At 43.4% G+C, this 25,999-nt stretch carries 23 protein-coding genes; 3 read left to right on the plus strand and 20 right to left on the minus strand.

Going from position 1 to position 25,999, the window contains the following annotated elements; all coding sequences use genetic code 11:
* Window position 1: 1 nt before the first annotated feature.
* Window positions 2–2,743 (minus strand): family 78 glycoside hydrolase catalytic domain, encoded by a 2,742-nt coding sequence (locus NSQ68_RS18010; protein ID WP_342426746.1) that lies wholly within the window; start codon window positions 2,741–2,743, stop codon window positions 2–4.
* Window positions 2,744–3,021: 278 nt separating this feature from the next.
* On the opposite strand from NSQ68_RS18010, the gene NSQ68_RS18015 reads away from it, so the two are divergent.
* The gene (locus tag NSQ68_RS18015) at window positions 3,022–4,023 is read left to right on the plus strand and encodes a hypothetical protein (RefSeq protein ID WP_342426747.1); all 1,002 of its coding nucleotides are present in this window, start codon (window positions 3,022–3,024) and stop codon (window positions 4,021–4,023) included.
* 128 nt (window positions 4,024–4,151) lie between these two features.
* Here NSQ68_RS18015 and NSQ68_RS18020 read toward each other — a convergent pair whose 3' ends face one another.
* Window positions 4,152–4,553: a hypothetical protein gene (locus NSQ68_RS18020; RefSeq protein ID WP_342426748.1), complete on the minus strand. Its 402-nt coding sequence runs from the start codon at window positions 4,551–4,553 to the stop codon at window positions 4,152–4,154.
* Window positions 4,554–5,203: 650 nt separating this feature from the next.
* Window positions 5,204–6,403, minus strand: a complete 1,200-nt coding sequence (locus tag NSQ68_RS18025; protein WP_342426749.1) for an MFS transporter — start codon at window positions 6,401–6,403, stop codon at window positions 5,204–5,206.
* A 254-nt stretch (window positions 6,404–6,657) separates the two neighbouring features.
* Between NSQ68_RS18025 and NSQ68_RS18030 the strand changes: the two genes are divergently transcribed.
* The gene (locus NSQ68_RS18030; protein WP_342426750.1) at window positions 6,658–8,418 is read left to right on the plus strand and encodes a methyl-accepting chemotaxis protein; all 1,761 of its coding nucleotides are present in this window, start codon (window positions 6,658–6,660) and stop codon (window positions 8,416–8,418) included.
* Window positions 8,419–8,715: 297 nt separating this feature from the next.
* A complete protein-coding gene (locus NSQ68_RS18035) occupies window positions 8,716–9,972 on the plus strand; it encodes an S-layer homology domain-containing protein (RefSeq protein WP_342426751.1) in 1,257 nt (418 codons plus the stop codon).
* Between the two features lie 86 nt (window positions 9,973–10,058).
* Here the strand turns inward: NSQ68_RS18035 and NSQ68_RS18040 are convergent, their stop codons facing one another.
* From NSQ68_RS18040 to NSQ68_RS18120, 17 genes are all read right to left on the minus strand, one after another.
* Complete coding sequence (locus tag NSQ68_RS18040) at window positions 10,059–11,021, minus strand: AraC family transcriptional regulator (protein WP_342426752.1); 963 nt, start codon at window positions 11,019–11,021, stop codon at window positions 10,059–10,061.
* Between the two features lie 130 nt (window positions 11,022–11,151).
* Window positions 11,152–11,547: a hypothetical protein gene (locus tag NSQ68_RS18045; protein ID WP_342426753.1), complete on the minus strand. Its 396-nt coding sequence runs from the start codon at window positions 11,545–11,547 to the stop codon at window positions 11,152–11,154.
* A gap of 42 nt (window positions 11,548–11,589) precedes the next feature.
* Entirely contained in the window at window positions 11,590–12,573 is a 984-nt protein-coding gene (locus NSQ68_RS18050; RefSeq protein ID WP_342426754.1) for a sensor domain-containing diguanylate cyclase, read from the minus strand.
* Window positions 12,574–12,597: 24 nt separating this feature from the next.
* Window positions 12,598–13,404, minus strand: coding sequence for an alpha/beta hydrolase (locus NSQ68_RS18055; protein WP_342426755.1), 807 nt, complete (start codon window positions 13,402–13,404; stop codon window positions 12,598–12,600).
* A gap of 87 nt (window positions 13,405–13,491) precedes the next feature.
* Window positions 13,492–13,842 carry a hypothetical protein gene (locus NSQ68_RS18060; RefSeq protein ID WP_342426756.1) on the minus strand — a complete coding sequence of 117 codons (351 nt, stop codon included), beginning with the start codon at window positions 13,840–13,842 and terminating at the stop codon, window positions 13,492–13,494.
* A 322-nt stretch (window positions 13,843–14,164) separates the two neighbouring features.
* Window positions 14,165–15,622, minus strand: a complete 1,458-nt coding sequence (locus NSQ68_RS18065; protein WP_307347428.1) for a 6-phospho-beta-glucosidase — start codon at window positions 15,620–15,622, stop codon at window positions 14,165–14,167.
* A gap of 31 nt (window positions 15,623–15,653) precedes the next feature.
* On the minus strand, window positions 15,654–17,567 hold the full coding sequence (locus tag NSQ68_RS18070) for a beta-glucoside-specific PTS transporter subunit IIABC (RefSeq protein WP_342426757.1): 1,914 nt from the start codon (window positions 17,565–17,567) through the stop codon (window positions 15,654–15,656).
* Between the two features lie 107 nt (window positions 17,568–17,674).
* Window positions 17,675–18,508, minus strand: coding sequence for a PRD domain-containing protein (locus tag NSQ68_RS18075; protein WP_342426758.1), 834 nt, complete (start codon window positions 18,506–18,508; stop codon window positions 17,675–17,677).
* A 586-nt stretch (window positions 18,509–19,094) separates the two neighbouring features.
* Window positions 19,095–20,111, minus strand: coding sequence for a GTP 3',8-cyclase MoaA (gene moaA, locus NSQ68_RS18080; RefSeq protein ID WP_307347436.1), 1,017 nt, complete (start codon window positions 20,109–20,111; stop codon window positions 19,095–19,097).
* A gap of 37 nt (window positions 20,112–20,148) precedes the next feature.
* Window positions 20,149–20,382 carry a MoaD/ThiS family protein gene (locus tag NSQ68_RS18085; RefSeq protein ID WP_307347438.1) on the minus strand — a complete coding sequence of 78 codons (234 nt, stop codon included), beginning with the start codon at window positions 20,380–20,382 and terminating at the stop codon, window positions 20,149–20,151.
* A complete protein-coding gene (locus NSQ68_RS18090) occupies window positions 20,375–20,818 on the minus strand; it encodes a molybdenum cofactor biosynthesis protein MoaE (RefSeq protein ID WP_165149745.1) in 444 nt (147 codons plus the stop codon). The genes NSQ68_RS18085 and NSQ68_RS18090 overlap by 8 nt, the downstream gene beginning before the upstream one ends.
* 85 nt (window positions 20,819–20,903) lie before the next feature.
* The gene (locus tag NSQ68_RS18095) at window positions 20,904–21,923 is read right to left on the minus strand and encodes a ThiF family adenylyltransferase (RefSeq protein WP_029515508.1); all 1,020 of its coding nucleotides are present in this window, start codon (window positions 21,921–21,923) and stop codon (window positions 20,904–20,906) included.
* Window positions 21,916–23,070, minus strand: coding sequence for a nitrate/nitrite transporter (locus NSQ68_RS18100; RefSeq protein ID WP_029515509.1), 1,155 nt, complete (start codon window positions 23,068–23,070; stop codon window positions 21,916–21,918). Before NSQ68_RS18100 ends, NSQ68_RS18095 begins: the two co-directional genes overlap by 8 nt.
* A gap of 167 nt (window positions 23,071–23,237) precedes the next feature.
* The gene (locus tag NSQ68_RS18105; protein ID WP_342426759.1) at window positions 23,238–23,768 is read right to left on the minus strand and encodes a hemerythrin domain-containing protein; all 531 of its coding nucleotides are present in this window, start codon (window positions 23,766–23,768) and stop codon (window positions 23,238–23,240) included.
* Between the two features lie 22 nt (window positions 23,769–23,790).
* Window positions 23,791–24,438, minus strand: coding sequence for a response regulator transcription factor (locus NSQ68_RS18110; protein WP_342429131.1), 648 nt, complete (start codon window positions 24,436–24,438; stop codon window positions 23,791–23,793).
* Between the two features lie 7 nt (window positions 24,439–24,445).
* Entirely contained in the window at window positions 24,446–25,510 is a 1,065-nt protein-coding gene (locus NSQ68_RS18115) for a sensor histidine kinase (protein WP_342426760.1), read from the minus strand.
* Window positions 25,511–25,963, minus strand: a complete 453-nt coding sequence (locus NSQ68_RS18120) for a GAF domain-containing protein (protein WP_307347446.1) — start codon at window positions 25,961–25,963, stop codon at window positions 25,511–25,513.
* Window positions 25,964–25,999: the final 36 nt, after the last annotated feature.

The raw sequence follows: 25,999 nt of genomic DNA on the forward strand, positions 1-25,999 counted from the left end.
TCTAGTTGCATCTGTACTGGAACGTATACTGTCCAGAACCGACCGTAAATGTCATTTCATGATCTCCGCCCCTTTGGAAAATCGCCAGTTCCCCTGTAGAACCTAATTTCCCGGCCAGCTCCTGTGGCACATCAACAGGCGGATACTGAATCGACGGATATTGCATAGCAATGGTTTGCTGTAGTGCATCCGGCTCCATAACGCCCGGAAGTGTAATCTCAGCCGTCGTATTATGTGGCACGTGAACCGTCATCTTCATTTCTTTATTCACGATTTCCCATTGGACTTCAAGCGTGCCATACGGCGTCTCCAGCTTGCCGTGGGCCGAAGTAAGATTGGCAGGCGGTTTAGGAGCTAAACGTGATTTTTTATAGCCCGCTTCAAGCACATCAATTCCGGCAATATTTTGGTACATAAAGTCTCCTACTGAACCGTACGAATAGTGATTGAACGAGTTCATATCGATGCTCCAGAATGAGCCGTCCACTTTAATGCTATCCCAATGCTCCCACATGGTCGTTGCTCCCCGTTCAACCTGATAGAGCCATGAAGGATAATCATTTTGAAATAAAATTTTATAAGCGACATCCGTATAGCCATGGTCGGATAAAACCAGGCATAGATAAGGGGTGCCTACAAAGCCGGTATCCATATGCATATCATTTTTTTCTATCAGCCGTACGAGCTCCTGAATCACTTGCTTTTTATACCTTTCTGGTACCAATCCGAAGTGCAAAGCCACAACCTGTGCAGTTTGGGTATTAGAAGTCAGCTTGCCAGCGTCATCAAAATAACGGTTCGCAAAAGCGGCTTTGATCCCTTCATGCAAGCTTTGATATGTGTTGTAATCGGTATAGCGATTCAGCAGTTTGGCGGTCTGCGCCAAAATATGAGTCGAATACGCAAAGTATGCAGTCGCTACCAGTGTTCCGTCGGTCGCCCCGAAATAGCTTCCTTCCTCGCTATCCAGCGCCAGCCAGTCTCCCAGCTGCAAACCGGTATCCCACAGATGTTCCTCGGTCCCCTGGGCGCGGATATAATCGACCCATGCTTTCATACTGTCATACTGCTGAGCTAGAATTTGCTTATCCCCATAACATTGATAGATAGTCCACGGACATATAACCGCCGCGTCTCCCCATGCTGCCGTCGTTTTGTCCATATTGTCAGCAAAGGTTCCTTTGAGGACATCCGGCACTACAAAAGGCACGGCCCCATTCTCCAGCTGGTTGTAAGCCAAATCTTTTAGCCACTTTCGGAAAAAGGAAGCACTATTCATATTGAAGCTGGCCGTTCTGGCAAAAATCTGTGCATCGCCGGTCCAGCCTAATCGCTCATCACGCTGCGGGCAATCGGTCGGCACATCCAAGAAGTTCCCCTTTTGTCCCCATACAATATTGTGCTGGAGTTGATTGAGCTTTGGATCGGATGTCTCGAACAAGCCAATTGTCTCCATGTCTGAATGCAAAACAACGCCTGTAAAATCTTCAATGGCTACGCCAGCCGGAAAGCCCTCAAGCTTCACATATTGGAAGCCTTGAAAAGTAAAATGCGGCCTAAATATCTCCGTCCCCTTGCCGCTGCAAATGTACGTAATCTGCTGCGCCGCATCCCGAATGTTATCCCGGTAAAAGTTACCTTGCTGATCCAGCACTTCACCATGTACCAGGTTCAGAACCGTACCCTCAGGAGCTTCAACTTTAAATTCCAGCCAGCCTACCATATTTTGACCCAAGTTAAGAACCAGTTCGCCTTTAGGCGTTTGAATCAGCTCAACAGGCTTTAATCGGTTCATTACACGGACAGGCTCGTTCTCCTGAGCAACCAGATGACTTAACGGGAACGGGACGATCTGCATCATTTTCCGTTCGTTCAAGGAGCGATGTTCGCCTGCCTGCTGCTCCAGTCGAGCATCATAGATTTCGCCGTTATAAATATCCGACATTAAAATCGCACAGCTCGTTTCCTCCCAGGAAGAATCAGAGCAAATGAGTTCTGAATGGCCATCTTCATAGCTAATCTTCATTTGAAATAGCAAAGCATTTGTGTTCCCGTAGGTATCCTTGCGCTTTTGCCAGCCTAGATAGCCGCTGTACCAGCCTTCTCCCACCGTGGCTGTGATTCGATTATGTTGCTCTCGAACGGTAGAAGTTACATCATAGGCTTGCACCTGGACACGATCGTTATAATCTGTCCATCCAGGGGTAAAGTAGGCATCGCCTACTCTTTGTCCATTTAGCTCCAGCTCATACAAACCAAGGCTTGTGGCATAAATGACTGCTTTTTTCACTTTTCCCTCAACTGAAAAACACTTGGAAGCGGCAAAAGGGGCTCTTGTCTGAAACTGTTCATGGATGCTGCGCTCCTTCACTGTAATCCATTGTGCCTTCCAGTCCTGCTCATGGAGCAGTCCCATTTCCCAAAAGCCAAACTCACTCCATTCCGATTCCTCCGGTTCGATGTCACCCGCTCCCTGAGCCCAAACTTTTACCCGGTAATAATATCTTTGTCCTGATTCCAGTGGAGGACCTTCATAGGGAAACAGAATAGATTGCTCCGAATAGGAAAAATGATTCCAGAGCAGCGGTTCAAAAGCAGGATTTATGGATACCTGCAATTGGAAGCGTTTTTGGGAAACATATATGTTGTCAGATTCAATTTGCCAACTTAATCGAGGCTTTAGGCAACCCAGTCCAATCGGATTGTTTAAATGTTCACATCTAAGCGCTTTCACTTTTAGCATTCTTATGTCCTCCCTGAGGTCTTCTTTTGTGTTTCTATACTCAAATTAAAACGCTTCCAATAGTTGTGCGCAATGTTGTATCCCTGCATGTTGTATGCTTGATTTACAGGTGTTGAATGTCCACCCCTTATATTGAATCTTAAAATGGGTCTATTAGAAAAATATGTACGTATATACAGCGCTGCTACACTAAGCGATCCCCTCTCAAAAGGAAATCGCTTGTGTTTTGTACATATGGATTGTAGTCTTAAGCCGATCAAGAAAGGAGAATCACAGTATTGGAAACAAACTACAAAAGGCTGCTGGATCAGATGATGGCACCTTATGATGAAATGCTGCAGAGTCTAATAAGTGATCACGCCGATTTTTCGAAGGTTGACTATTTGGAGCAACACAGTGAGGAATATGGAAAAAGTGATGCCAGTTATACCAATCGCTTGAAGGCGCTTTTGGCTATGTATAATCGTGAGGATCGAGATGCCCCGCATTACGAACCGATTGTGAGAAGGCTGCTCGTTAATGAGATTATAGACAGGGAAACGAACAGTTTTCAGGGGATTGGCGATGCTCTGTATTACGCCGTTTTTTTACTGCAAAAGTATGAGCGTGAGCAGGACCAAATTTTGTTCCAGCAGGCCAAGGAGGCCAATTTCGATACATATGCCGGGTTTGACCCTGAGTTGATTTTGGAAACATATTTATTCAGCAAAAATATAGCTGATCTTGAGGATTGCATTAATATCGCGAGTGAGCTCGGAGAAGATATGTATCTATCATTATTTATCGATTTGTGGATCAGAGAGCAGACGGATTGGAACAAAGAAAATTTACAGGCACTCGTTTATCATGAGAGATGGCGCAACCATCCAGAAGGTGAAATTGAAGCCCTTAAAATGCTGGCCGAAATGGAGAAAACAGAAGGAAATCATCATAATTACTGTTCTACTGCATCTAACTTGGCAGAGAAGTTCATTGAAACAGGACGATTGGAAGAAGCGTGGGAAACGATGGTAACCATTATTCCATTTATTACGAAGGAAGAAGAATGGTTCCTGTACGGACTTGGTCGCAATATTATTACGTCCTGTATCCATATCATCTTGCATTTTGGGGCAGAAAGCCTGCAGGCCTCTTCATTATGGCAAACAATAAAAGGGATTCTTCAACCTGCCGCTAACAATATGGGGACCAATCAATATAAGCTTGCTGTATCTGCCAGCAAATTTATGGGAGATACCGAATTGGAGCAAACGTTAATCAGAAACCAAAAGCACCGTTAATAATCCAGTCAACAAGGAGACTATCGCGTGTACTGCAAAGAACCAGGCACTCGACTCAGTGGTTCGCCGTCCGGTCGCCCCTCGAAGCGAGGGGCAGCAAAAATACGGATTGCAGTGCATGGCCTTCTCTACAGATTTCCGGTCACGATAATACCATCTGCTTGCTTCAGATGCGCTCTGACCCATGCTGTAAAGGAATTGATAAATATGCGTAATTCTGGATCCTTGGCAGGCCAAGTATCCAATTGTGTTAATATTTCATGCCATACCGACGCCTGAATCGGATTATCCCAGCAGGGGTCAAAAGCCTCATACGTTTCTCCCGTATCAGGATCGACAAGTGGATATTTGGACTTTAACGCAGACAGCACGATATCAAAGTCATCTGCGTAGATGAATATCATCTCCTCCAGCTTCGGTTCATCAGTATCCTCATAACGCAGCGGTTCAAAAGTATATCCAATATTGGCTCGTGGACCGCTATAGCGATAGATTAGTGTCTGAATCTCTGTTTGTCTCTTCTTCGTCACTCTCTCTTACTCCCCTCTTCGGCTACAATTCAAACCACTCCACAGCATATTCCTCCAATTTTATGAACTCTTCCTTAGCTAGAAAGATCCCTTGCTCAGAGTTCACCTTCTTATCAACCTCTGGAAATCCTCTTGAGCTCAGTCGTAGTCCGCATATAAAAGGTACTCCTTGCAATGTCTGCACTGAAATAAATAACCCCGGAACGATCCGTCACGTTCCATGCTTTCCCGTATTCGACTCTTAGCCTCTTCTTCATTATGAAAAGCCAAAATAGGTATAAACATCAGGTTGACATCATTTTTTTAGGTGAAGATACAACTCTGTCAAAACTCTGGCAGCCTGCTCGCTTTCTAAGTCCTCAAGCTCTTCCTTCAATTGCTACATGGCTTGTACAGCCTCGGGACTGGGTGCGTACAAGCTGTATTTTTTGTTTAATGCCACCCATTTTTGCCGGATTTCCATAAGCTCTTCACTTCCTTCTGGTTTTCCTGAAATTTCTTATAACTTATTATAATAGATATCTAAACTATGTAGTTTACGAGTTAGCAAATTGAGCCCTTTTGACTATCATTCAAACCACCAAACACAATAGGCTTCCGGTGAGTATACGCCGGAAGCCTATTGATTCATCTAACCACTCTTTTATTTATCATGCCTTGTCAGGCACAGGCTTACTATTCCCGTCTCCCTTTTTTACCCCCAGCATAACGATAGCCATACAAGCAACCAGAACCGCTATAAGAATAAAGGGAATATATTTGTCTACTCGATATAAGGTGGTCGTCAAAATAGGAGCAATGATCGCGGAAATCCCCTGTATCGCAGCTACCAGCCCTGCTGCTCCCCCTTGCTGTTCTTGACTGACCGAAAGCGAAGCACCTGCCATAAATCCGGGCATCAGTAAGCCCGTGCCTATGCCAAACATAAAGAACGCTGAATAGTAAAGGACCAAGCTGGCTGAAATCAGAAATAATGCCATTCCAGCAATCAGGAATAGAGAACCGAGCAAAATCATCGGCTTAGGCTGCCATTTAAGCCATTTCATCTGGATGATCTGCACGATCAGCATCGCTGCCCCGGAGAACATAAGTCCAAAAGAAACAACTCTTGCTGTTTCTTCGGATGTAAGACCTAACTGATCTTGAAAATAAAAACCACCTATAACCTGAATAGTCACAATACTAATCATCGTAACCAAGCCTGCAAACAAATACATTCTTAGACCTGGCTGGAGGGGATTAATTCGAGCGGGTTTTTGCTGAATAACAGGCTGGGCGGCCGGAATCGCCAGTAGAGACACCACGAATGCAACAGCGGCAATGACAATTCCAAAATATAAGGGCCATAACAGTCCTATTAAAGTAAAGGCACCTGCAATCGCGGGGCCAAATACCAGCCCAAGCCCATTCGCCGCACTAATAATAGCCATACCACTTCCACGCTCTTCGCCCTCCGTTACATCCCCCATATAAGCTTGGGAAGATGACAACACCGCCGGAATAAAGCCACCAATTAAGCCGCGTGTAACAATCAGCAGAACTAAGAGTAGCCCGCCATTGAGCCATCCTTGTAATCCACCAAAAAGAGTAAGCGTAAACAACAGGCAGCTTACACACATCCCTATGAAACCAAGCAGAATCACAGGCTTGCGGCCCTTTGCATCACTCAGATTTCCCCATACTGGAGCCATTAAAGCCATCGTTATAGAACCAAGCGATATAATTATTCCGGAATGGCTTTCTCTTAAGCCTAATTCACGAATAAGGGGCGGCATAATTGGAGCAATGAGCATGAGCCCTAGCATAGCCACAAAAACACTGAAAAAGATGCTCCCTTTTATTCTATTCATCCTCGCACACTCCTCTGTTATAGTTTCTCTCTATGCAGAAGTATACGGAGCATCCCAAAAAGCTACTGCCTATAGACGGATAAATTTGCGGTTAAACGGATTTAATTTAGCATATAAAACAGTAGCCTAGGCTGAGAGAGCTTCATTTCCTGACGTGTTATTACGATATATGATGTACAGTCTTTTTACCTTTAGTAGCTAGCGCAGTTGTGGGTTGAGTCTGTATATCGATCGATGTTTAAGGGGGAAATGCAGTGAAAACAAAGATAGGATCAATCATGAAGGTGAGATCATTGAGAACGAAGTTAACCATAATGTGCTTGATTATTTTAATTGTCCCCACCTTCGTGATTGGAATCAGTTCTTATGTTGTTTCCAAGAATGAAATGAATGAATCAGGCAAAGTGGCACTTAAGAATAGTGTGCAAATGGTAATTGGTATGATTAGTTTCCTCAATGGGCAAGTCGAAGCCGGTAATTTAACATTGGAGGAAGCACAGGAAAAACTGCGCATCGAGCTGCTCGGTGTAAAAGATGCTAATAACAAAAGACCGGTAAAGATTAAATATACTGTAGGTAAAACAGGTTATCCGTGGGCAGTCAACCAAGATGCCGTTTCAGTGATGAACCCTTCAAATGAAGGCCAGGATTTAATAAATGCCGTATCGGAAGACGGTGTACATGTGGGAAAAGAGTTTGTAAAAGCCGGTACAAATGGCGGGGGATTCGTCACTTATAAATGGGCTTTACCTGGTACAGATCAAGTGGAGACGAAAATTTCTTATGTTGAAAGGGATCCTTATTGGGGATGGATCATCGGTTCTGGAGCATATTTTAACGAATTTAACAGCGGGGCGACCAAAGTCCTTTATATTGTCCTGATTATTACGACTTTTGCGGTTATTCTGGGAGCAATTATCGTAAGCTTTGTTTCGGGACGTTTTACGAAGCCTATCATCATGATTGCAAAGCGGCTTAACGCAGTTGCAGACGGTGATTTAACAGTCGAAGAAGTCAAAATTCATTCAAAAGATGAGATCGGCGAGCTTGCACAGGACTTCAATCATATGATTAAAAATATTAGATTTCTGGTCGGTGAGGTAAACCTGTCCACAAAGCAGGTCGCTGCTTCCTCGAAAGAATTGACCCTTGGAGCAGAGCACACGGGGCAGGCAACGGAGCACATCACCATCGCAATTCAAGAATCGGCGGCTGGTGCAAAGGAGCAGCAACTAATGCTTCAGAAGACAACCAGCTCGCTTGAGGAAATTTCAATAGGTATGCAGCGGATCACGGACAGCTCCTTGACCATTGCTGAATCGTCTGCAGACGCGATGGAAATGGCGAGCCTTGGCGGTACTGCTGTACAACATACGGTGAAGCAAATGGACCTGATTAACCAGTCCGTCAATGAAACCGATGCGGTTATGAGAATGCTGGATGAACGCACTCAACAGATCGACACGATGCTGCATGCCATTACGGATATCGCACAGCAGACCAACCTGCTTGCATTAAATGCTTCGATTGAGGCTGCTCGTGCAGGCGAGGAAGGCCGCGGTTTCTCCGTAGTTGCTGCAGAGGTGAGAAAGCTGGCCGAACAATCGAACCAGTCTTCCGGGCAAATTTCTGAGTTGATTCAGAATATGCGCAAAGATATGGAACATTCGCTTCAGACCATGGAACGTGTAAAACAGGATGTCGACTCCGGCATTAAAATTGCCAATGAGACGGAGCAGCAGTTTAATAAAATTGTGGCGTCCACCAATCATATCGCACAGCAAACGGAAGAGCTCGCGAGCATCACGGAGCAAATAACCGCGAGTGTCCAGGAAATTTCAGCAAGCGGAGAAAACGTATCGAGTCTGGCGCTCCAAGCGGCGGACAACTCGCAGAATATTGCAGCGTCTGCAGAAGAGCAGCTGGCTTCAATGCAGCAGATCACCAGCCTGGCAACGACCTTGTCGGATATGTCACAAAAGTTACAGGATCTAACGGTCAAATTTAAATACTAACGGAATAAGTCTTTCCAAAATATCACGCTAAACTATCATTCATATTATGAGGTCAACCAATTCTTTCTGGTTGACCCTTTTTGCATTTATTTTGAAGAGTTGCTGAAAAGGTTCGCAAATTGTGATCCTCTTCTAACTATTTAAATTGGACATGGTTTTAGTCGATTTGGTTCAGAATTGGTTCAGAGGCATTTAGTATAGTAATTCAGTAGTGTAAGAAAATCATATTAGCAGGTTAGTCATCATGGAGGATCTTAGTAAGTTCATCGTGACACCGGAATTTTATGGAGGAAATTTATGCGTAAAATCAAGTCTTTTTGTTTATCTTGTCTTGCTATTATCGTTTTATTTGGAACCTGGACATGGAGTTTTTCCGAGAGTGCAGTGTATGCAACCTCCTCACCAGTACCTAGTGTAACGGATGCTGTGTATGCTACTGAAACCACGGTAACGAGTTGGACAAATCCTTCTAAACAAGATCAGTCTGTAACGTTTAGCATCAAAACCATCTCAACCCCGCAAATTACGAAAGATTTAACTGGCACGTTAGTCCTTATGGACGGTACGAATATATTAGATACGCTGACGATGACGCCAAATGGCATTGCAAATGGCTATGGCACTGCGACCTACACCACAAGCAACTTAAGTGCGGGAAGTCACCCGATTACGGCCATATATAGTGGGGATGCTCGATTTGCGCCAAGTACATCTGAAGCGTATATACAGGTTGTAAATGGAAATGCAGGCACTGGTGGTACTGAAAACACTGGCGGAACGGGTGATACTAGCAATAACGACAGCAGCAGTAGCAATAAAAAAGATAAGAAGGATAACACGGATAGCAGTGATACATCTTCTTCCAGTGAAACAACCACACCTTCATCACCATCGGTTTCTTCAACGGTTTTACCGACTCCGGAAATCATGCCAGTAGAGCAATCCGAGGTTGCGCATGAAAAATATATAACGGGTTATCAGGATGGTACATTCAGACCGGACCAGTCGATTACACGAGCTGAAACCGCTGCGATGATGGCTAGGATTATAAAGTTGGAAACAAAAGAAAGCTCAACGACATACAAAGATATACCTAACACGTATTGGGCAAAGGATTCGATTATAGCACTCACGACACAGCACCTCATGAATGGATATGCAGATGGAACATTTCGGCCAGAGCAACCTATTACCCGTGCAGAAATGGCAGCCATACTCGCATCTTGGAAGCAGCTTAAAGGAACACAAACCGCAACATCTCCTTATACCGATATCGAAAAGCATTGGGCAAGAGATTCCATTGTGGCGTTAGCTAATGCAGGATGGATTACCGGCTATAACGATAACAGCTTCCAACCCAATAAATATATAACACGAGTAGAAACTGTTACAATTTTGAACACGATCTTAAACCGAGGACCCCTGGAAGGAACGATTCAGGCCACGTGGAAGGATGTATCAACAGATTATTGGGCATTCAAAAATATTGAAGAAGCGTCTCGTACCCATACTTCAACCATCAATTCAGAGGGTATTGAAACTTTCGTGAATTAAGACCAAAAAAAGCTGGAATCCTTACTATACAGGGTTCCAGCTTTTTGTTTACTTGATATTTTTTTAAAATGGTCAAAACAGAATTTTTAAAATAGTTTCTTCAAGGATGATGGCCTCACTCCGTATTCCCTGAAAAATTGCTCTGAAAATGCACTCACATTGCTGTATCCTACAGCCATCGCAGCTTCTGTCACATTGCTTTCCTGGCTTCGAAGGAGCTTCATCGCATAATCGAGACGAATTTGGCGCAAATATTCAAATACAGTCGTTCCAAAACATGCTTTGAATCCTTTTTTTAATTTAAAATCGTTTAATCCAACTTTTTTGGATAATGCGATCAGTGAAGGAGGGTCAATCATGCTGGATTCAAGAATTTGCCGAGCCATATGCAACTTTCTGACATCTTCTTTAGATAAGCCTTCGGGCATGGGAGTTAAATCAAATAATTGAATCATAAACCTATTAAAAATCTCTAGTGCCGCTGCTTCCATTAATAAAGGAGATCTATGCACACTTTTCAAGTCTTTGATCAAATGTTCAATCATCACTATACTTCTGTGATCCAGTTCAAAACTAAGGTGATGGAATGCACCACCCTTCAGAATTTGATTAAATTCAATAGCTACCTGTCGATGAGCCGCCAACTGTGAAGCTGCATAATTAAACAACGAAACAGGAATGCCAAGCGCAAAGGATTGGTATTGTTCGTTAACCGGAGGATGAAAACGCGCCTTGAAATCCTGTAAAAAAATAAGAGCACCCCGCCCTATCGGGAGCGTGTAGTCCAGACCAGCTATATTTACATGACGTTGACCCGAAAGTGCAAATTGAAGTTCAATCATTTGTCCTCTGGAGGCAAAGTTCGTCGGATAAGGCTCGTGATATTGAATATGTGAATACACAATCTCGATTCCGCTGTAAGTCGTAACTCGGTAGATATGTCCGTCACCCGCTTCCGGTAACATCATATACGTATGCTCGTTTTGTTTTCTAAACGGAGTTTTTTCTAAATAATGCTGATATATTAATGATAACGAATTTGAATTCACTAGCGTCCACCTCAAAGGTTTTCATTCATTCTGATAACACAAATGAGAATCGTTATCATTAATATTAGCTGAATTTGACCGGTTTGACCAGGCTTATTGGAGTATGCTGTGGAGATATTCGGGGAATCTATTAATCCCAATCCATATAAAACGTTGCCTTCAATTTACCCTTCTCACATGCTGGGCAGCTTAAATGATGAGGAGCATTGTTTTCAATGTGTTCCTGTTCCATAACACTCGTGCATCTAGGACAAGCATAAGAAATTTTATACTGTGATGAGTCCGATTCCATCTCAATAAACAATTCATTGCGGATGGCCTGACAGTCTGGACACACATACATAGCGTCGTAAGCATCATATCTCGTCGAAGGGTTGCCTATGAATTCTTCTATGCGCCGCTTAAGAGCAGCATCCTGTACAAACGAAGCAATGGATTCCAAACGCATGTATAATAAACCAAACCCCACAAATATGTTCTCAGTATAAGCACAGGTATCACAGTCCAGCTTGTACGCTTCCCCCATTTTATCCTCCCCAGCTCTTCATGTGGTTAATGAAGCCTCGATCTATCTCTTTGCAAGACTTGCTGAATGTGTGACCCGGTTTCTCCCACCACTCTTGGAAGCATACAGAGCCAAATCCGCTTGATGAACTATCGATTGTTCCGTATCCTCTTGCGTAACCGTTGCCACACCAATACTCACAGTAATGGCATATTCTCCCCAATCCATCGAGGCCGTCGTGGAGCGGTATCTTTCTGCTGTACGAATGGCTTCTTCTTGATCGTTGCCCGGAAGAATAATGACGAACTCCTCGCCGCCATACCGAGCGACAATGTCCCTGTCCCGCGACATGGATTGCAGTAATTCTGCCAGATTCGTAAGCACTAGGTCGCCCACCGGATGACCATAAGTATCGTTAATACTTTTGAAACGATCAATATCAATGATCAGCAGCGAAAAAGATATTCCGCTCTCATGAAAGGACGCGAGGCTAGCTAGTAATTGATCTTGGAAATACCTTCTATTTTTGAGGCCAGTTAACGGGTCCGTGGATGCCATCGTTTCAAGCTGGAGATTGATCCTTACTAGCTCCTGCTGTTTGATTTCATATTCTTCGTGCAACCGTTCAAGCTTCTGGTTCGCTTCATTCGTGGCCTGATATAATTCCTGAAGCTTGGTTTTGGTCTGCAGGATATCTCTCTCATGTTCAATTCGCTTACGCATCATAAGCACGACACAATCAATAACCGTTTCTCCGTTTCGTTCCTGACGAACCCCGTTCAGAAGTACAGGCACATCCTGTCGATCACTTGTCCGAAACGAGAAGTACATCTCATCGACATGCCCGTACAATTGAATATAGGGATAAAAATAAGTATGAAAAAATAGCTTGTTGGTAACAGACATTGTGGATTCAATAGGCCGTCCGAGCAACTCATTACGATCATAAAGTAGCATATCCAATAAAGTTTGATTCACCGATTGAATGAAGCCAGAATCCGAGATTGAGAAATATCCACAGGGAGCTTTATCTAATTGAATATCCATTTCATGACTGCCTTTCTTCTGATATTACACACTGGCTAAATACTCTTTAATCAGATCGCTTGTTTCTCCAGGTTGACTTAAGTGAGGATAATGCCCTTTTGCCCTCATCTGTTGAAGCCTGCTATTTTTAAGATGAGTATGTAAATAATCCCCTACTTCAATCGGAGCAATGCTATCGTCCGAGCACTGGAGAATCAGTGTAGGAACCGAAGCATGCTGGAGATCGACACGGCAATCCGAAAAAAAAGTCACTTCCGCAAATTGTCGTGCAATATGAGGGTCTCTTGAGCAAAATGTTTTCTCCAACTCTTCGGTTAATTCCTGTCGTTCAGGATTCTGCATAACAATGGGTGCCAGGTAACTAGCCCAGCCAATAAAGTTCATTTGCATCATATCAAGCAATTCATCGATGTCACTCTTATCGAAGCCCCCATAATAATGGGGGAGGTCATTCACATAACGAGGAGAGGGGCCGAGCATGACGATGCGCTCAAAATATTGGGGATTGCGGATAGAAGCAAGCATTCCAATCATACTACTAACGGAATGTCCGACGAATATGACATTTCTTAATTCTAGCGTTTCCATAATATCCAGCACATCTTGGGCATATCCTTGCAAATCGCTGTATTTTTTGGAATCATAGTACTTAATTTGAGAATCTCCAGAACCTACGTAATCAAATAAGACGATTTGGTAGTTGTCGATAAAGCTAGGGACGATATAACGCCACATATCCTGATCGCATCCAAAGCCGTGAGCAAATACAATCGTCTGGCTACCTGTGCCCAGCACTTTTACATTATTACGTTGGAGAATATCAACGGTCATCGTAAATCACCTCTTTGAGGTAGTATCTGTTCTATTGGCTTCTTTTCACTATTATATCGGAAAAGATTTGATTATGGATAATGGATCTCATTCATAAATCCAACGTTCAATGATCCCCTTTACCTTGTGCATATGTTGCTGGGATAAGGAACAAATAATAACTAATTCGTTTTTCCCAATCATATCTAACCAATAGTGAACGTCATCCTCTTCATTAACCGTTTCTTGAATGATTCTGATAGATTTATGACTTATTTTTGATTTAGCCGAAAAAATGGGGTTCATATCCATGATTTTCTGACCAGTAGAAAAGGATGTGTTGTAATAAGGAATGACCCAGTTCTCCTTATCCTGATCTTGTACTAAATTTAGAAATGCACGCACCCAATAATCCTCTAGTTCTGTGTAACTCTGTTCATTCAACTCATTCAAATTCATACATGTAACCACCCATCTTATACACTGATTGTCTGACGGCTTGCAAGGATTGTTCAATCGCCCTGTTGCTTCCTTGGTGCCCGTAGACATTTTGCGGATTTCTGTAGCGACAGCCCCAAAACCTGTTCCTGCGTACCCACCCGAGCAGCTTCAATCGCAGCATTTAATCCAAGCAGGTAATATGTATCCACTTTCTCAAATTTTGATATCAGCCCTACCCTCTATTTCGTCATTTTCATCCCATGTATTTAGTGAAACAGCGCGTACCGATTAAAATCGGCACGCGCTGATGGTATGACTTTTATGAAACAGGCACTAAGATTTAATCCAACTGCTCTCCATTGGTTTCGATCACATTCTTATACCAATAAAAGCTCTTCTTTCTGGATCTGGCAAGTGTCCCTTTGCCTTCATTATCCTTATCGACATATATAAACCCATAACGCTTTTTCATTTCTCCGGTTCCCGCACTGACCAGATCAATACATCCCCATGGCGTATACCCTATTAGGTCCACTCCATCAGCAATCGCTTCTTTCATTTGCTCAATGTGTTGCTTCAGGTAATCAATTCGATAATCATCGTGAATGGAGCCATCTTCTTCCACTGTATCTACGGCGCCAAGACCATTTTCAACAACCATTAACGGGATTTCATATCGGTTATAAATGTTATTGAGGGACCATCTCAATCCCTGTGGATCGATCTGCCAATCCCAGGCACTTGCTTTCAAATGAGGATTCTTTAAGCCCATAGATAAATTTCCTCCCACCTTCTCCTGGTTGGGATCGGCACTGACACAAGTAGAGGAATAATAGCTGAAGGTATAGAAATCTACGCAGCCTTCTTTTAAGATGTCCTCATCCTCTTCTTGCATTGTGATCTGAATGTTATGATCTCTAAAATAGCGTTTGGCAAATCCCGGATAAGCTCCTCTTACTTGGACATCTGAGCATAGGAAATTACTTAAGTTATCCTTTTGTTGAGCCAGCAGAATATCATCAGGATGACATGTAAGTGGGTAGGAACACATATAAGCAATCATACAACCGATTTTAAAGTCCTTGTTGATTTCATGACCCAGCTTTACAGCCTTTGCACTGGCAATAAATTGATGATGCAACGCCTGATACAGAACCTGCTCATCCTTCACTGTAGCATGGGCAAGCTCTCCATTCCCCTCCGGCATCATAGCTCCAGCCATGAACGCGCCAAATGACAAGGTTAAAATATTGATTTCATTAAAGGTTAACCAGTATTTCACGACATCTTTATATCTGTTAAAAAGCACTTCACAATATCTCACATAAAAATCTACGACTCTGCGATCTGACCAACCATTATATTTTTGGGTCAAATGAAACGGTGCTTCATAATGTGAGATCGTAACCAAAGGCTCAATATTGTACTTTTTCAATTCTGCGAATACACGATCATAGAACTGCAGGCCTTGCTCATTCGGCTCTGCATCATCTCCGTTAGGAAATATTCTTGACCACGCAATGGACATTCTAAAGACCTTGAATCCCATCTCTGCAAATAAGCGGATATCCTCTTGATAGCGGTGAAAAAAATCAATAGCCTCGTGACTCGGATAGTTCACTCCTTCTTCCAGTATAGGTGTAATTCTTCGAGAAGTCGTATGCGTTCCAGCCGTAATCACATCAGCAGTGCTTAAGCCTTTACCTTCTTCATTATATCCACCTTCAAATTGGTTGGCAGCCGTTGCACCTCCCCATAAAAATCCTTGTGGAAATTCCAATGTAGTTGTATTTTTCATTGTTTAACTCCTCCTCAACGTTTAATTAGGATTAGACTACGACGGTCAATAAATCCTCTTGATACTCAATCGACTTTTTCTCTGTTTCAATTACATCCAGATAACTCGCCGTATTGGCAACGATAACAGGTGTGGTCAGAACATAACCTGCCTCTTTAATAGCCTCCATATCAAACTCCATGAGCAACTGTCCTTTTTTAACAGCATCCCCCTGTTTTACTTTAGGATAAAAATGTTGGCCTTTTAATTTGACCGTATCTTTGCCTACATGGATGAGGACCTCAACACCGTGATCACTTGTAATTCCAATCGCATGACCTGACGAAAATAATGATGTTAATACGCCATCTACAGGTGAAACGACCTTACCTTCCGAAGGTTCAATGGCAATCCCTTTTCCCAGTGCACCTGTCGAAAAGGCTTCGTCCGTGACTTCAGATAAAGGTTTCACTTCACCTTTTAATGGACTCATCACCGTCTCTTGTTTTACCAAAACTTCTCCTTTGGCTGCTCCTGTTGTACTGTCTTCCTTTTTAGCTTCTTTCACTTCATCATCTTTAAATCCGCCAAAGAACATAAGCAAGAAGCCTAATACAAAGCTTACCAGGATACCGATAACAGCCCCATAAAATCCGCTGTCTATTCCCGCCGGACTGATATAGCTCGGGATAGCAAAAATACCCAACCCACCAATGATGTAACCTTTAGTTCCCATCATTCCTATAATACCGCCGCCTACTGCAGATGCTATACAGCTTAAAATAAATGGTTTCTTACGTGGTAATGTAATCCCGTAAATCGCTGGTTCTGTCACACCAAAAATCCCGGAGATGACAGCTGGAATAGAAAGTGATCTCAGTTTTACATTTTTGGTTTTAAACAAAATCGCCAGTACGACGCCCGTCTGAGCAAAGGAAGCTCCCAGCGTAGCCGCAAGAATCGGATCGAATTTAAGCACGGCTAAGTTGTTCATAGCGATAGGAACAAGTCCCCAGTGTAATCCAAAGATAACAAACACTTGCCAGAAAGCGCCCATGATTATGCCTTCAATAATTGGACTTAAGTTATACACAAAGAGGGTTGCTGCCCCAAGCAGTTGACCTGCCCAAGTCGAGAGAGGTCCAATCACAATCAATGCTAAGGGTACAATAACTAACAATGTGAAAAACGGAACCAAAAATGTTCTCACTACGCTAGGGATTACCTTTTTAAAGAAGTTTTCTATTTTTGAGCCTACATAGGTGGATATGATAATCGGAAGAACGGTTGACGCATAACTCATCAGAATGACCGGAATGCCTAAGAAAGTGATATATACCGGTGACTCAAATATAGTACCGCTAAATAGAGTGTATAGTGGTTTGCCCGAGGCTGTTATCGTACTAAATGTTGGGTACACAAGCGATGCACCTATAGCCATACCTATAAAAATGTTGGCATTGAACTTTTTAGCTGACGTATACCCCAGGAAAATAGGAAAGAAGTAAAATAAACAATCACCTAAAGCATTGAGAATTTGATAGGTACCCGATGTAGTGGTCAGCCAGCCCAAAGCTACAAATAGGGCAGTGAAGCCCTTTATCATACCCGTGGCACTTAAGACACCCAGCGTGGGTGTAAATACACCCGAAATGGTATCAATGAATCTATTGAACAAACTCATTTTTTCACCTGATGCTTCTTCTGAATCTCCTGTCTGAAAACCGCCTACAGCAGTAACATCAGCATACACCTCAGGTACATGGTTACCTATAACAACCTGGTATTGTCCACCACTCTTTACCACAGTGACAACACCATCCATATTTTTCAAAACCTCTGTATTGGCTTTACTTTCATCTTTTAGTTTGAAACGCAAGCGTGTAATACAATGAGTTAGACTATTCACATTTTCTTTGCCGCCGACATTTCTAATGATGTCTTTTGCTAATGTCTCATACTTCATTGTAACTTCCCCTTTAATTGTATTTATAAAAAAAGGCGAAACCAAAATAGATCAAATTCGATCTAGGTTGGTTTCGCCTGCATTACCAGTAACAATCCAAGAGTTATTCAATTTTGTCTTTGGGTCACACGCTGAATATGAATCGTGATATACAGCTTTTCCTCATCTGACAATACCATATCCAAGTATTTCTCAATCTTCAGCATGCACCCATAAGCCTTTTTGTACTTTGCTTTCACTTGCCTCCATAAAAAATCGTCTTCCAGTTCTACTTTTTCTTTTTTATTTAATCGCTGAAAGAAGAATCTTAAATGTGTAATAAATCGCTCATAACTGATCGAGTGTTCATCTATGGTGGTATTATAAGAGTATTTAATAATATTCAAGATGTCGTGTATTTTTTGAGTTTGCTGAGCAACATCTGCTACCTTGTTACAGGAGCTGTTTACTTGAGCATTTATTAAATGAAGAGCAATATTACCTGCTTCATCTTCTGACAATCGTTTGCCTGTTTCGTCTTCAATAAACTCCAGTGCTTTTAGACCAACCACAAATTCTTTGGGATAAAATTTTTTGATCTCCCAAATTAACGGATTTACATTTTTAAACCCTTCATCAAACATTTTAAATGCATTGTTCATATGATCCGTAAGCGAAACATATATATAATCGCTCAATTGTGCTTCGAGTATGCTTTTTCCATATTCAATGATGTCATAGCATAATGAAACATATTCTGATGGAACATCCTCTAACAATAACTTAAATTTCTCTGAAGCATCTTTATGTTTAAGCACAAAGACCTTTTCAATTAGATGCTCTTCTACTTGTTCGCCTGCACTCTTTTTAAATGCAATACCACGACCCATAACAACAAATTCATCTCTCTTTTGATCTTTGGCTATTATGGCGTTGTTATTAAATATCTTGGTTATGATCATCTAACTGCCCTCCTTATCCCATCAAATTTAAAAAGGATTTAGATGCTGGGCGAAATTTCAGATAGGTCACAAGACGGTAATAGCCGATCAAACCTTCGTTGTAAATCAAATTCAAATGTATTGATTTACAATTTCGTGTTTTGAAAACGCATTCATAATAAGAGACAAAGCCTTACGTTTTCCCTGAATGATCTTGAGTGCTTCCAAACCGATCTGATATTCCGTTTTGAAAATGAATATAATCGGTTAACCACGTCCTATGACATCATTTTTCGGATGTCGATTCGTTGGTCGACGTCATCATCTTTGTTGTTCAGCACTTGTAAGGCTTTATATCACTCACCCTTCTGCGTTATGGCTGGGCCAGATATTCACATCTTGCAGGATAACGTAAAGCTTGTATTCTAAAAAGAAAAGGCAAAACCCAACACATGGAAATCGAATTCCATGCCTCGGGTTTTGCCTTTTCAGTAACAATCCCAAGATCATAATAACATCGAATTTAAGTTTTGCCAACAAAAAATGTTTGCGCTTTCTTTTACGGAGCAACCACATTAAATACAGCACACTCTCATGGTATAAAATGTCATCCGCCAATGTAGGACATGTTAATCTTTTTTTTGTTGTTAGCTGTCTGCTCCGTACGTTCATCGGAATACCGGTCTGTACGTTGTTCCCATACTGAAGTAATCACATCGAGTAGTTCCTGGTCATTCGCTCCATTACGAAGCATCTGGCGTAAATCGAATCCGCCTGAAGCAAACAAACATGTATAAAACTTGCCATCGCACGACAAGCGGGCGCGTGTGCAAGACGAACAAAATGATTCAGAAACCGAAGTGATAAAACCAATTTGTGCGTCGCTGTCTTTATAACGGTAACGCTTTGCCACTTCTCCAAAGTAATCCCGATCCATCGGCTCCAGCTCGTACGCATTCTTAAGTCGTTCAACAATTTGTTTTTTGGTTAGTACCTTTTTGAAGCTCCATCCGTTGTCATTACCTACATCCATAAACTCGATAAAGCGAAGGGTTATTCCCTGCTCCTTAAAATAGGCGGCCATCGGCAAAATTTCCGAGTCATTAACGCCTTTTTGAACGACCATATTGACCTTGATTTCAAAGCCGATTTCTCTTGCATATTCGATCTGCTTCAAAATAAAATCAGGCTTAATCCCTCGCCCATTCAATCGCCCAAATAGCTCAGGGTCCAGAGCGTCCAGACTGACATTAAGCCGTCGTAGCCCCGCGTCATAGAGAGGCTTAGCCTGCTGTCCTAGCAACACACCGTTGGTGGTCAAGCCGATATCTTCCACTCCGTCAATGGACAGGATTTGGGAGACCAGGTCGGGTAGATTCCTGCGCATTAATGGCTCGCCGCCTGTGAGTCGGATCTTTTTTACACCCAGGGATACAAAGAGCTTCGTTAGCCGGTGTATCTCTTCAAACGACAGACATTCATTTTGGGGAAGAAAGGCGTAATCGTCACCGAATATTTCTTTGGGCATGCAATAGGAACAGCGGAAATTGCAGCGGTCCGTAACCGATATACGCAGGTCACGAATTGGCCGCTGCAACGTGTCTTTCAGTGGATAAAAATTCATACGCCTCCTCCTTTCTAGTTGTATAGCGTCGTTATCATTAGCCGCCGCTGACTGGGGGAATGAAGGCTGCAATATCTCCATCCTGTAATACATCCGTAGACAACGCGTACTCCTCGTTTATCGCAATTCGCACAGACTCGATCGGCATACCTGGATATTGATCTGTTATCCAATTGGATAAATCGCCTACCGTTTGGCCCGCCAAATCTGCCAGCTCTTCTGTTTTTCCCGTCACCTCACGGAGTCCCGCAAAGTAGTACAGCTTAATCATGACTGATCTCCCCCGGCTTTTTCTTTTGATCTCCGACCCACTGCGTTCCATCTTCCCAAATCTCCCGTTTCCAAATGGGAACTATTTCTTTGATTCGTTCGATCGCGTATTCATTCGCCTCATACGCATCCGAACGGTGAGGTGAAGAAACGGCAATGACAACGGCAATATCACCGATTTGAAGCTCGCCAATGCGGTGCGCGATTGCCACTCGTGTCCCTTCCCATTTCTGTTCGATTTCGCGACCAATCTCTGTGAGTTTTTTTTGGGCCATAGGGACATAGGCCTCATAAGCAAGGTATAAGGTCCGTACACCTTGAGTCCATTCTCGTACGTGCCCTGTAAAAATAGTCACCGCTCCTGCTTCCGGCCTTAGGACATAATCCGCATAAGCCTGCGGGATAATGGGCTCCGTCACGATTTCAAATACACTCATCTTTTCCACCTTCCAGCCCCCGGACAAGCCGCTCTCCGATGACAGACTCTTCTAAATATTTCTGCTTTTTGTATCTATATCTCATTTAACCGAACAGCTGATGATATAGTTTTTGACCGTTGGCAACACTCCGTACACCGTGTATGAGAAGCCTTCCGTTTTTGAATAAAATCATTCGATGCTTAAAAGCATAAAATTCAACGAAATAAGGGGTTCTTTTTACACGATCTGCTATAAGCCTGCCCATTTTTTCTGCATCATCGAGCGTGATCGGACGTTGTGGGTCTGGAAGAACCTGTACCACGTTCCGTCCGCATAGAGCCGCATACGCCGAGCGACGTGATGCTGTCAGTGCAGGAAACGTAGGATGTTCTCCACAGGTTGGACAATCTTGGTTACGGATGCGGGAAATCCCTATGTCCATCTGCGTATTCTCCCATAGGTCAAATAGATGAACCTTGCGGCGCATCTTATCACGTCCGCCGCTCAGCCACTTCATGGCTTCTGCACATTGGAGGGCGGCTGTCACCTGGACTGCGGGTGAGATGATTCCAGCTGTGTCGCAGGTCTGATTAATCGCAGGCAGCGATGGCAGAAGGCAGCGTAAACAAGCTGACTCGCCCGGCACGAATGGAAAAACAACGCCTGTGCTTCCAACACAGGCTCCGTAAATCCATGGAATTCCTGCCTTCAGTGCAGCATCGTTGATCAGCAGACGAGTTTCGAAATTGTCCGTAGCATCCATCAGTAATATACTCTTGCTGGCAAGTTCTAGAACAAGTTCAGCATCTAAATTATCGAGATATGTGTGCAAGCGCACGTCTTCTCGTATGGCTTTCAGCCTTTTTTCGGCTGCCATAACCTTGGGCTGCATTTCCGCGGCGTCCTGCTCCGTGAACAGCTGCTGACGTTGCAGATTCGACATCTCTACGTAATCCCTGTCAACAAGATGAAGCTCCCCAACGCCCGCTCTTACCAGTGTTTCGGCGATGGCGGAACCCAGTGCCCCGCAACCGATAATGGTGACGACAGCAGCGGATAGATTACGCTGCCCTTCGCCACCAATGGGTCTAAATAAGATCTGTCTAGAATAACGCTCATTCATTAGATTGTGTCCCTTGATAATACAGCCATATGACAAGGATCAGGCTAGCCAGCGCCACTTGGGAGAGCAGCATGAATCCAATGGAGTAATGGCCAGTAGCGGCATGAATCGTCGACAACAAGATCGGAGGGAAAAAGCCACCAAGTCCGCCCATCATGGATACAATTCCGTTAACTATACCTGCTTGTTTATTAAAATAAAATGGAACTAGCTTGAAAATGACGCCGTTCCCCACTCCAGCACATACAGCGATTGCCAAGCAGCCTACTGTATAAAGGGTGATCCCTGGTGAAAAAGCCAAAAGAATCGCAGCGACCGTATAAACAGAGAACGTGCCTACCAGCAGGAACAGTGGCTGAAACCGATCTGCCAGCCAGCCACCGATGGGGCGGAAGAAAGTGGCAATCGCAATAAAGCCTGCTGTACGCATCCCTGCATCCACTTTGGTCAGTTCAAAATTCGATACCAGGAAATTCGGCAAGTACACCGTGAACGCTACAAATGAGCCGAATGTAATAAAATAAAAGAGCGAGAAAAACCAAAGCTTCTCATTTTTATAAACCCCTTTGATCTGTTCCATAATGGGCGTCTTCACTTTAGCTTCATGACGGTCCCCAAAGAAGAAATTCAAAACGATAAAAACAAGCAGCAGAATGAGATACAGCTTCACTGTAGGGGCCCAGCCGATTTGGGTAGCCACAATAGGGGCCGAGAAGGTAGTGACGGCTGTTCCCAAATTTCCTATGCCATACATTCCATTTACAAACCCATGCTTTTCCTTTGGATAATACTTCGGCAGCGAAGTCACCCCAACCGAGAACACAGCTCCTCCAATCCCAAGGAACAAGCCACCAATAATTAAATCCGTCATCGTAGAAGCTTCACTGATATAGTAGACGGGAAACAAAAGCAAAATAAAGCTAACGAGAAAAACGATTCTTGCTCCGAAGATGTTGGCATAATAACCAAGCGGGATGCGCAGAATCGAACCAAGCACAACCGGAATCGCCGTGACCATGGCCAATTTTCCGGGTGGAATAGCAATATCCTCCGTAATGAACGGCATAAGAGAAGAAATGATAACCCATACCATGAATCCAAGAATCAAGTTCAATGTTTGTAACGGCAACTGCATTTTTCTAATCATTTAACTCACCTTTTCAACGTTTTTTCTGTCGAATTATTAAATTGAATTTTCTGTCCCCATTGTAGCCGCTAGCCGATCTGTTCGAATATAGGGGACTCCCCTTTACCCGACAGGGGACTCCCTGAAAATATAAAAAAGCCGCTTCTATAGGAAGCGGCTTGGTCAATTCAAGAGATAAGCGTATTTAATTTGTCACATAACTTGGTCAGATCATTCCGATTGATCTGTTGCTCTGCCATAGGAAAAAGTACGGTTTCTTCTTTTATAAAATGTACAGTCAGCACTTCAAAGGCCTCTCCCGCGTTCTTGGCTGCCTCCTGAATGTCATCAAGGGTGAGCAAACTCAAATCGCCCTCCGTCTGATGAAGAAAATGACCGATATAGCCTTCTATTTCACGATGCTCCTCCTGTATACCGACGAGCGGCCCCTGTTCAAAACCAATGTAGGTTCCTAGTAGAGAAAAGAAGTGTTCTTCTTCCTTTTCAGTATGTTTCTTGAGGGGTACCCTAAAATCAATAATCTGCATTCTCAGCTTTTCCAGTTGCTTGCGGCCTTCTTCCAAATCTAGTACTCTGTTCTGCTCAAACCACAATACAATGGCATGCCATTCATCCATCAGATAGGTTAGATATCGATGCTCATTTTCAAGAATGCGCATGGCAGGTTTGGAAAAGCGCAGTTTCTCATTTTCCAGCACGCGGATTTCCTCCATTCATCGGCTAAAAATCCAGCATTTTTTTCTTTAATGCATATTGGACCAGTTCAGGCCGGCTTCTTAAATTCAGTTTTTCCATGATTTTCGCTTTATTCGCTTCCACCGTCTTGACAGAGATGAACAGCTTTTCCGCAACTTCCTTGTTACCGTAACCTTTTGCGACCAGAGGCAGAATCTCCAGTTCCCGCTTGGACAGGATCTCATACGGATCTTCTGATTGTGACTTCGTATCTTTCTTGATGAACTCACGAACGAGAGAAGTGGCCATTTTAGGATGGATATAAGTCCCCCCCCCATAAATGGTTCGTATGGCAAGCAATAGCTCCTCATCTGGAGCATTTTTCAAAACGTATCCTGAAGCACCATTCTTTAAAATATGAAAAAGATATTCTTCATCGTCATGCATGGTCAGAATCAGAATTTTAGTATCAGGATGGTCCTCTTTAATCTTGCCTGTGGCAATCAATCCACTCTCGCCTGGGGGCATGCTAAGGTCCATGATCAGAATATCTGGACGGTATTTAGCTACCATTGTATACGCTTCAATGCCGTCTGCAGCCGTTCCGACAACCTCCATATCCGATTGGAAGTTCAAAATCATGGAAAATCCGCTTCGTACAATTGCATGGTCATCCGCTAACACAATTTTGATCACGTCTTTATTCCTCCTCATGTCCAATCGGAATTTTCAGAAATACTTTGGTTCCCTGACCCACATTCGAAAGGACGCCAAAACTTCCGCCTACCAGCTCTGCTCGCTCCTGCATGCCATATAAACCAAGTCCCGTTCCAATAGGGTTGCTCCCCTTTTCAAAGCCAACCCCATCGTCCTCTACAGTCAAACGAAGCGTATGATCATGCTCAGACAAAGAAACTTTAACCAAGTCTACCTGGGCATACTTCAAGGCATTGAGAACAGCCTCTTGGCAGACGCGGTAAATGACCGTTTCCTTTTCACTTCCGTATCGCTTTTGGGGAAGATCCGACACAAATTCAACTACAAGACCAAAGCTTTGCTCAACCCTCTTGAAATGAGAACGAAAGGCGGCTTCAAGCCCAAAATCATCAAGTGTAGCGGGACGTAGTTCCACAGACAGGTTACGAATATCATCCAGCAACCGCGTCATGGATGCTTCGGTCTGCTTCATGTTTTTGATAAGCTGTTCATCATTCGTCATGTATTTTAACACCCGTAGTTCAACAACTGCGCTCATCAATTCCTGGGCGACGCTGTCGTGCAGTTCCCTGGAAAGCCGTTTACGCTCATTTTCCTGCGCTTCAATGACATGCTTCATCATTTTGTTTTGATACAATTTCTCCTGCGTCTGAAATTGCGGAGTCAAGTCTCTCAACATCAACACCCGTGTTCCATGTTCAGAATCAATGGTGTGAAAAGAAGCGGCATAGGGGAGCATTCCGTTGCTCTTTGTTTCCAGATATACCTGAAAAGAAGCGAAATCCTTGGATTCTGGCATATTGAAATAACAATCAAGACAGGTACGGGGCTCCGTTTCGCTTGTATAGCCCCTGCATGTTCCACACAAAGCTTTTTCCTTCCCTTCATAGAGTTGAATGAGGACGTCATCACTCACAATCTCCTCAGCTGCCGGGTTCATAGCTAGGGTGTTCCCTTGCCCATCAAAAAAGAAAATGGCTTCCGTACTGTTCTCAAACAACTTCACCATTAGCGCATTCAAAGAGCCAGTCCCTACAGATAATGTCAATTACATCACTTCCTTCCCGTTCAACTCACCAATTCCCCTATGCGCCAAAGCTTCCAAATCACGCAGCATGGCTTCGGTCATCAGCTCTTCTTCCCGAAATCCACCAAGCAGTACGCCCGCGACGCGAGCATCATTCCATAGGGGAACAGCCCCGAGACTCTTAAGTTTCTCGGATTGAACGATCGGATAGTTAAACAGGTTGTCTGCCCCCACATATTGATAAACAGATGGAATGAAAACGGATTTCCCGGTTTTAAACACGATTCCTGCTATGCCCTTACCGGATTGCAGCACAATCCGTTTAAAGCGATCATTTAAATTACCGGCTGCATTTTTCCATTTAATTACGTATTGATATTCGGCCGGTTCAACCAGAGCAAGCGCCATGAAATCATAACCGAAATGTTCGCGTATTCGCTCAAGCTCCCTTTGATAATCCATCCTATTATTCATCGCTCTCTCCTAATAGAATTAGGAAAGAAGGCAGAG

This window comes from Paenibacillus sp. FSL L8-0158 (genome assembly GCF_038592965.1).
Taxonomy (GTDB): Bacteria; Bacillota; Bacilli; order Paenibacillales; family Paenibacillaceae; genus Paenibacillus; species Paenibacillus polymyxa_D.

Coding starts and splice junctions, on each gene's coding strand:
- NSQ68_RS18010 (WP_342426746.1), bottom strand. CDS start 2,743: ATGCTAAAAGTGAAAGCGCTTAGATGTGAACATTTAAACAATCCGATT.
- NSQ68_RS18025 (WP_342426749.1), bottom strand. CDS start 6,403: ATGAATAGAATAAAAGGGAGCATCTTTTTCAGTGTTTTTGTGGCTATG.
- NSQ68_RS18035 (WP_342426751.1), top strand. CDS start 8,716: ATGCGTAAAATCAAGTCTTTTTGTTTATCTTGTCTTGCTATTATCGTT.
- NSQ68_RS18045 (WP_342426753.1), bottom strand. CDS start 11,547: ATGGGGGAAGCGTACAAGCTGGACTGTGATACCTGTGCTTATACTGAG.
- NSQ68_RS18050 (WP_342426754.1), bottom strand. CDS start 12,573: ATGGATATTCAATTAGATAAAGCTCCCTGTGGATATTTCTCAATCTCG.
- NSQ68_RS18055 (WP_342426755.1), bottom strand. CDS start 13,404: ATGACCGTTGATATTCTCCAACGTAATAATGTAAAAGTGCTGGGCACA.
- NSQ68_RS18060 (WP_342426756.1), bottom strand. CDS start 13,842: ATGAATTTGAATGAGTTGAATGAACAGAGTTACACAGAACTAGAGGAT.
- NSQ68_RS18065 (WP_307347428.1), bottom strand. CDS start 15,622: ATGAAAAATACAACTACATTGGAATTTCCACAAGGATTTTTATGGGGA.
- NSQ68_RS18070 (WP_342426757.1), bottom strand. CDS start 17,567: ATGAAGTATGAGACATTAGCAAAAGACATCATTAGAAATGTCGGCGGC.
- NSQ68_RS18075 (WP_342426758.1), bottom strand. CDS start 18,508: ATGATCATAACCAAGATATTTAATAACAACGCCATAATAGCCAAAGAT.
- moaA (WP_307347436.1), bottom strand. CDS start 20,111: ATGAATTTTTATCCACTGAAAGACACGTTGCAGCGGCCAATTCGTGAC.
- NSQ68_RS18085 (WP_307347438.1), bottom strand. CDS start 20,382: ATGATTAAGCTGTACTACTTTGCGGGACTCCGTGAGGTGACGGGAAAA.
- NSQ68_RS18090 (WP_165149745.1), bottom strand. CDS start 20,818: ATGAGTGTATTTGAAATCGTGACGGAGCCCATTATCCCGCAGGCTTAT.
- NSQ68_RS18095 (WP_029515508.1), bottom strand. CDS start 21,923: ATGAATGAGCGTTATTCTAGACAGATCTTATTTAGACCCATTGGTGGC.
- NSQ68_RS18100 (WP_029515509.1), bottom strand. CDS start 23,070: ATGATTAGAAAAATGCAGTTGCCGTTACAAACATTGAACTTGATTCTT.
- NSQ68_RS18120 (WP_307347446.1), bottom strand. CDS start 25,963: ATGAATAATAGGATGGATTATCAAAGGGAGCTTGAGCGAATACGCGAA.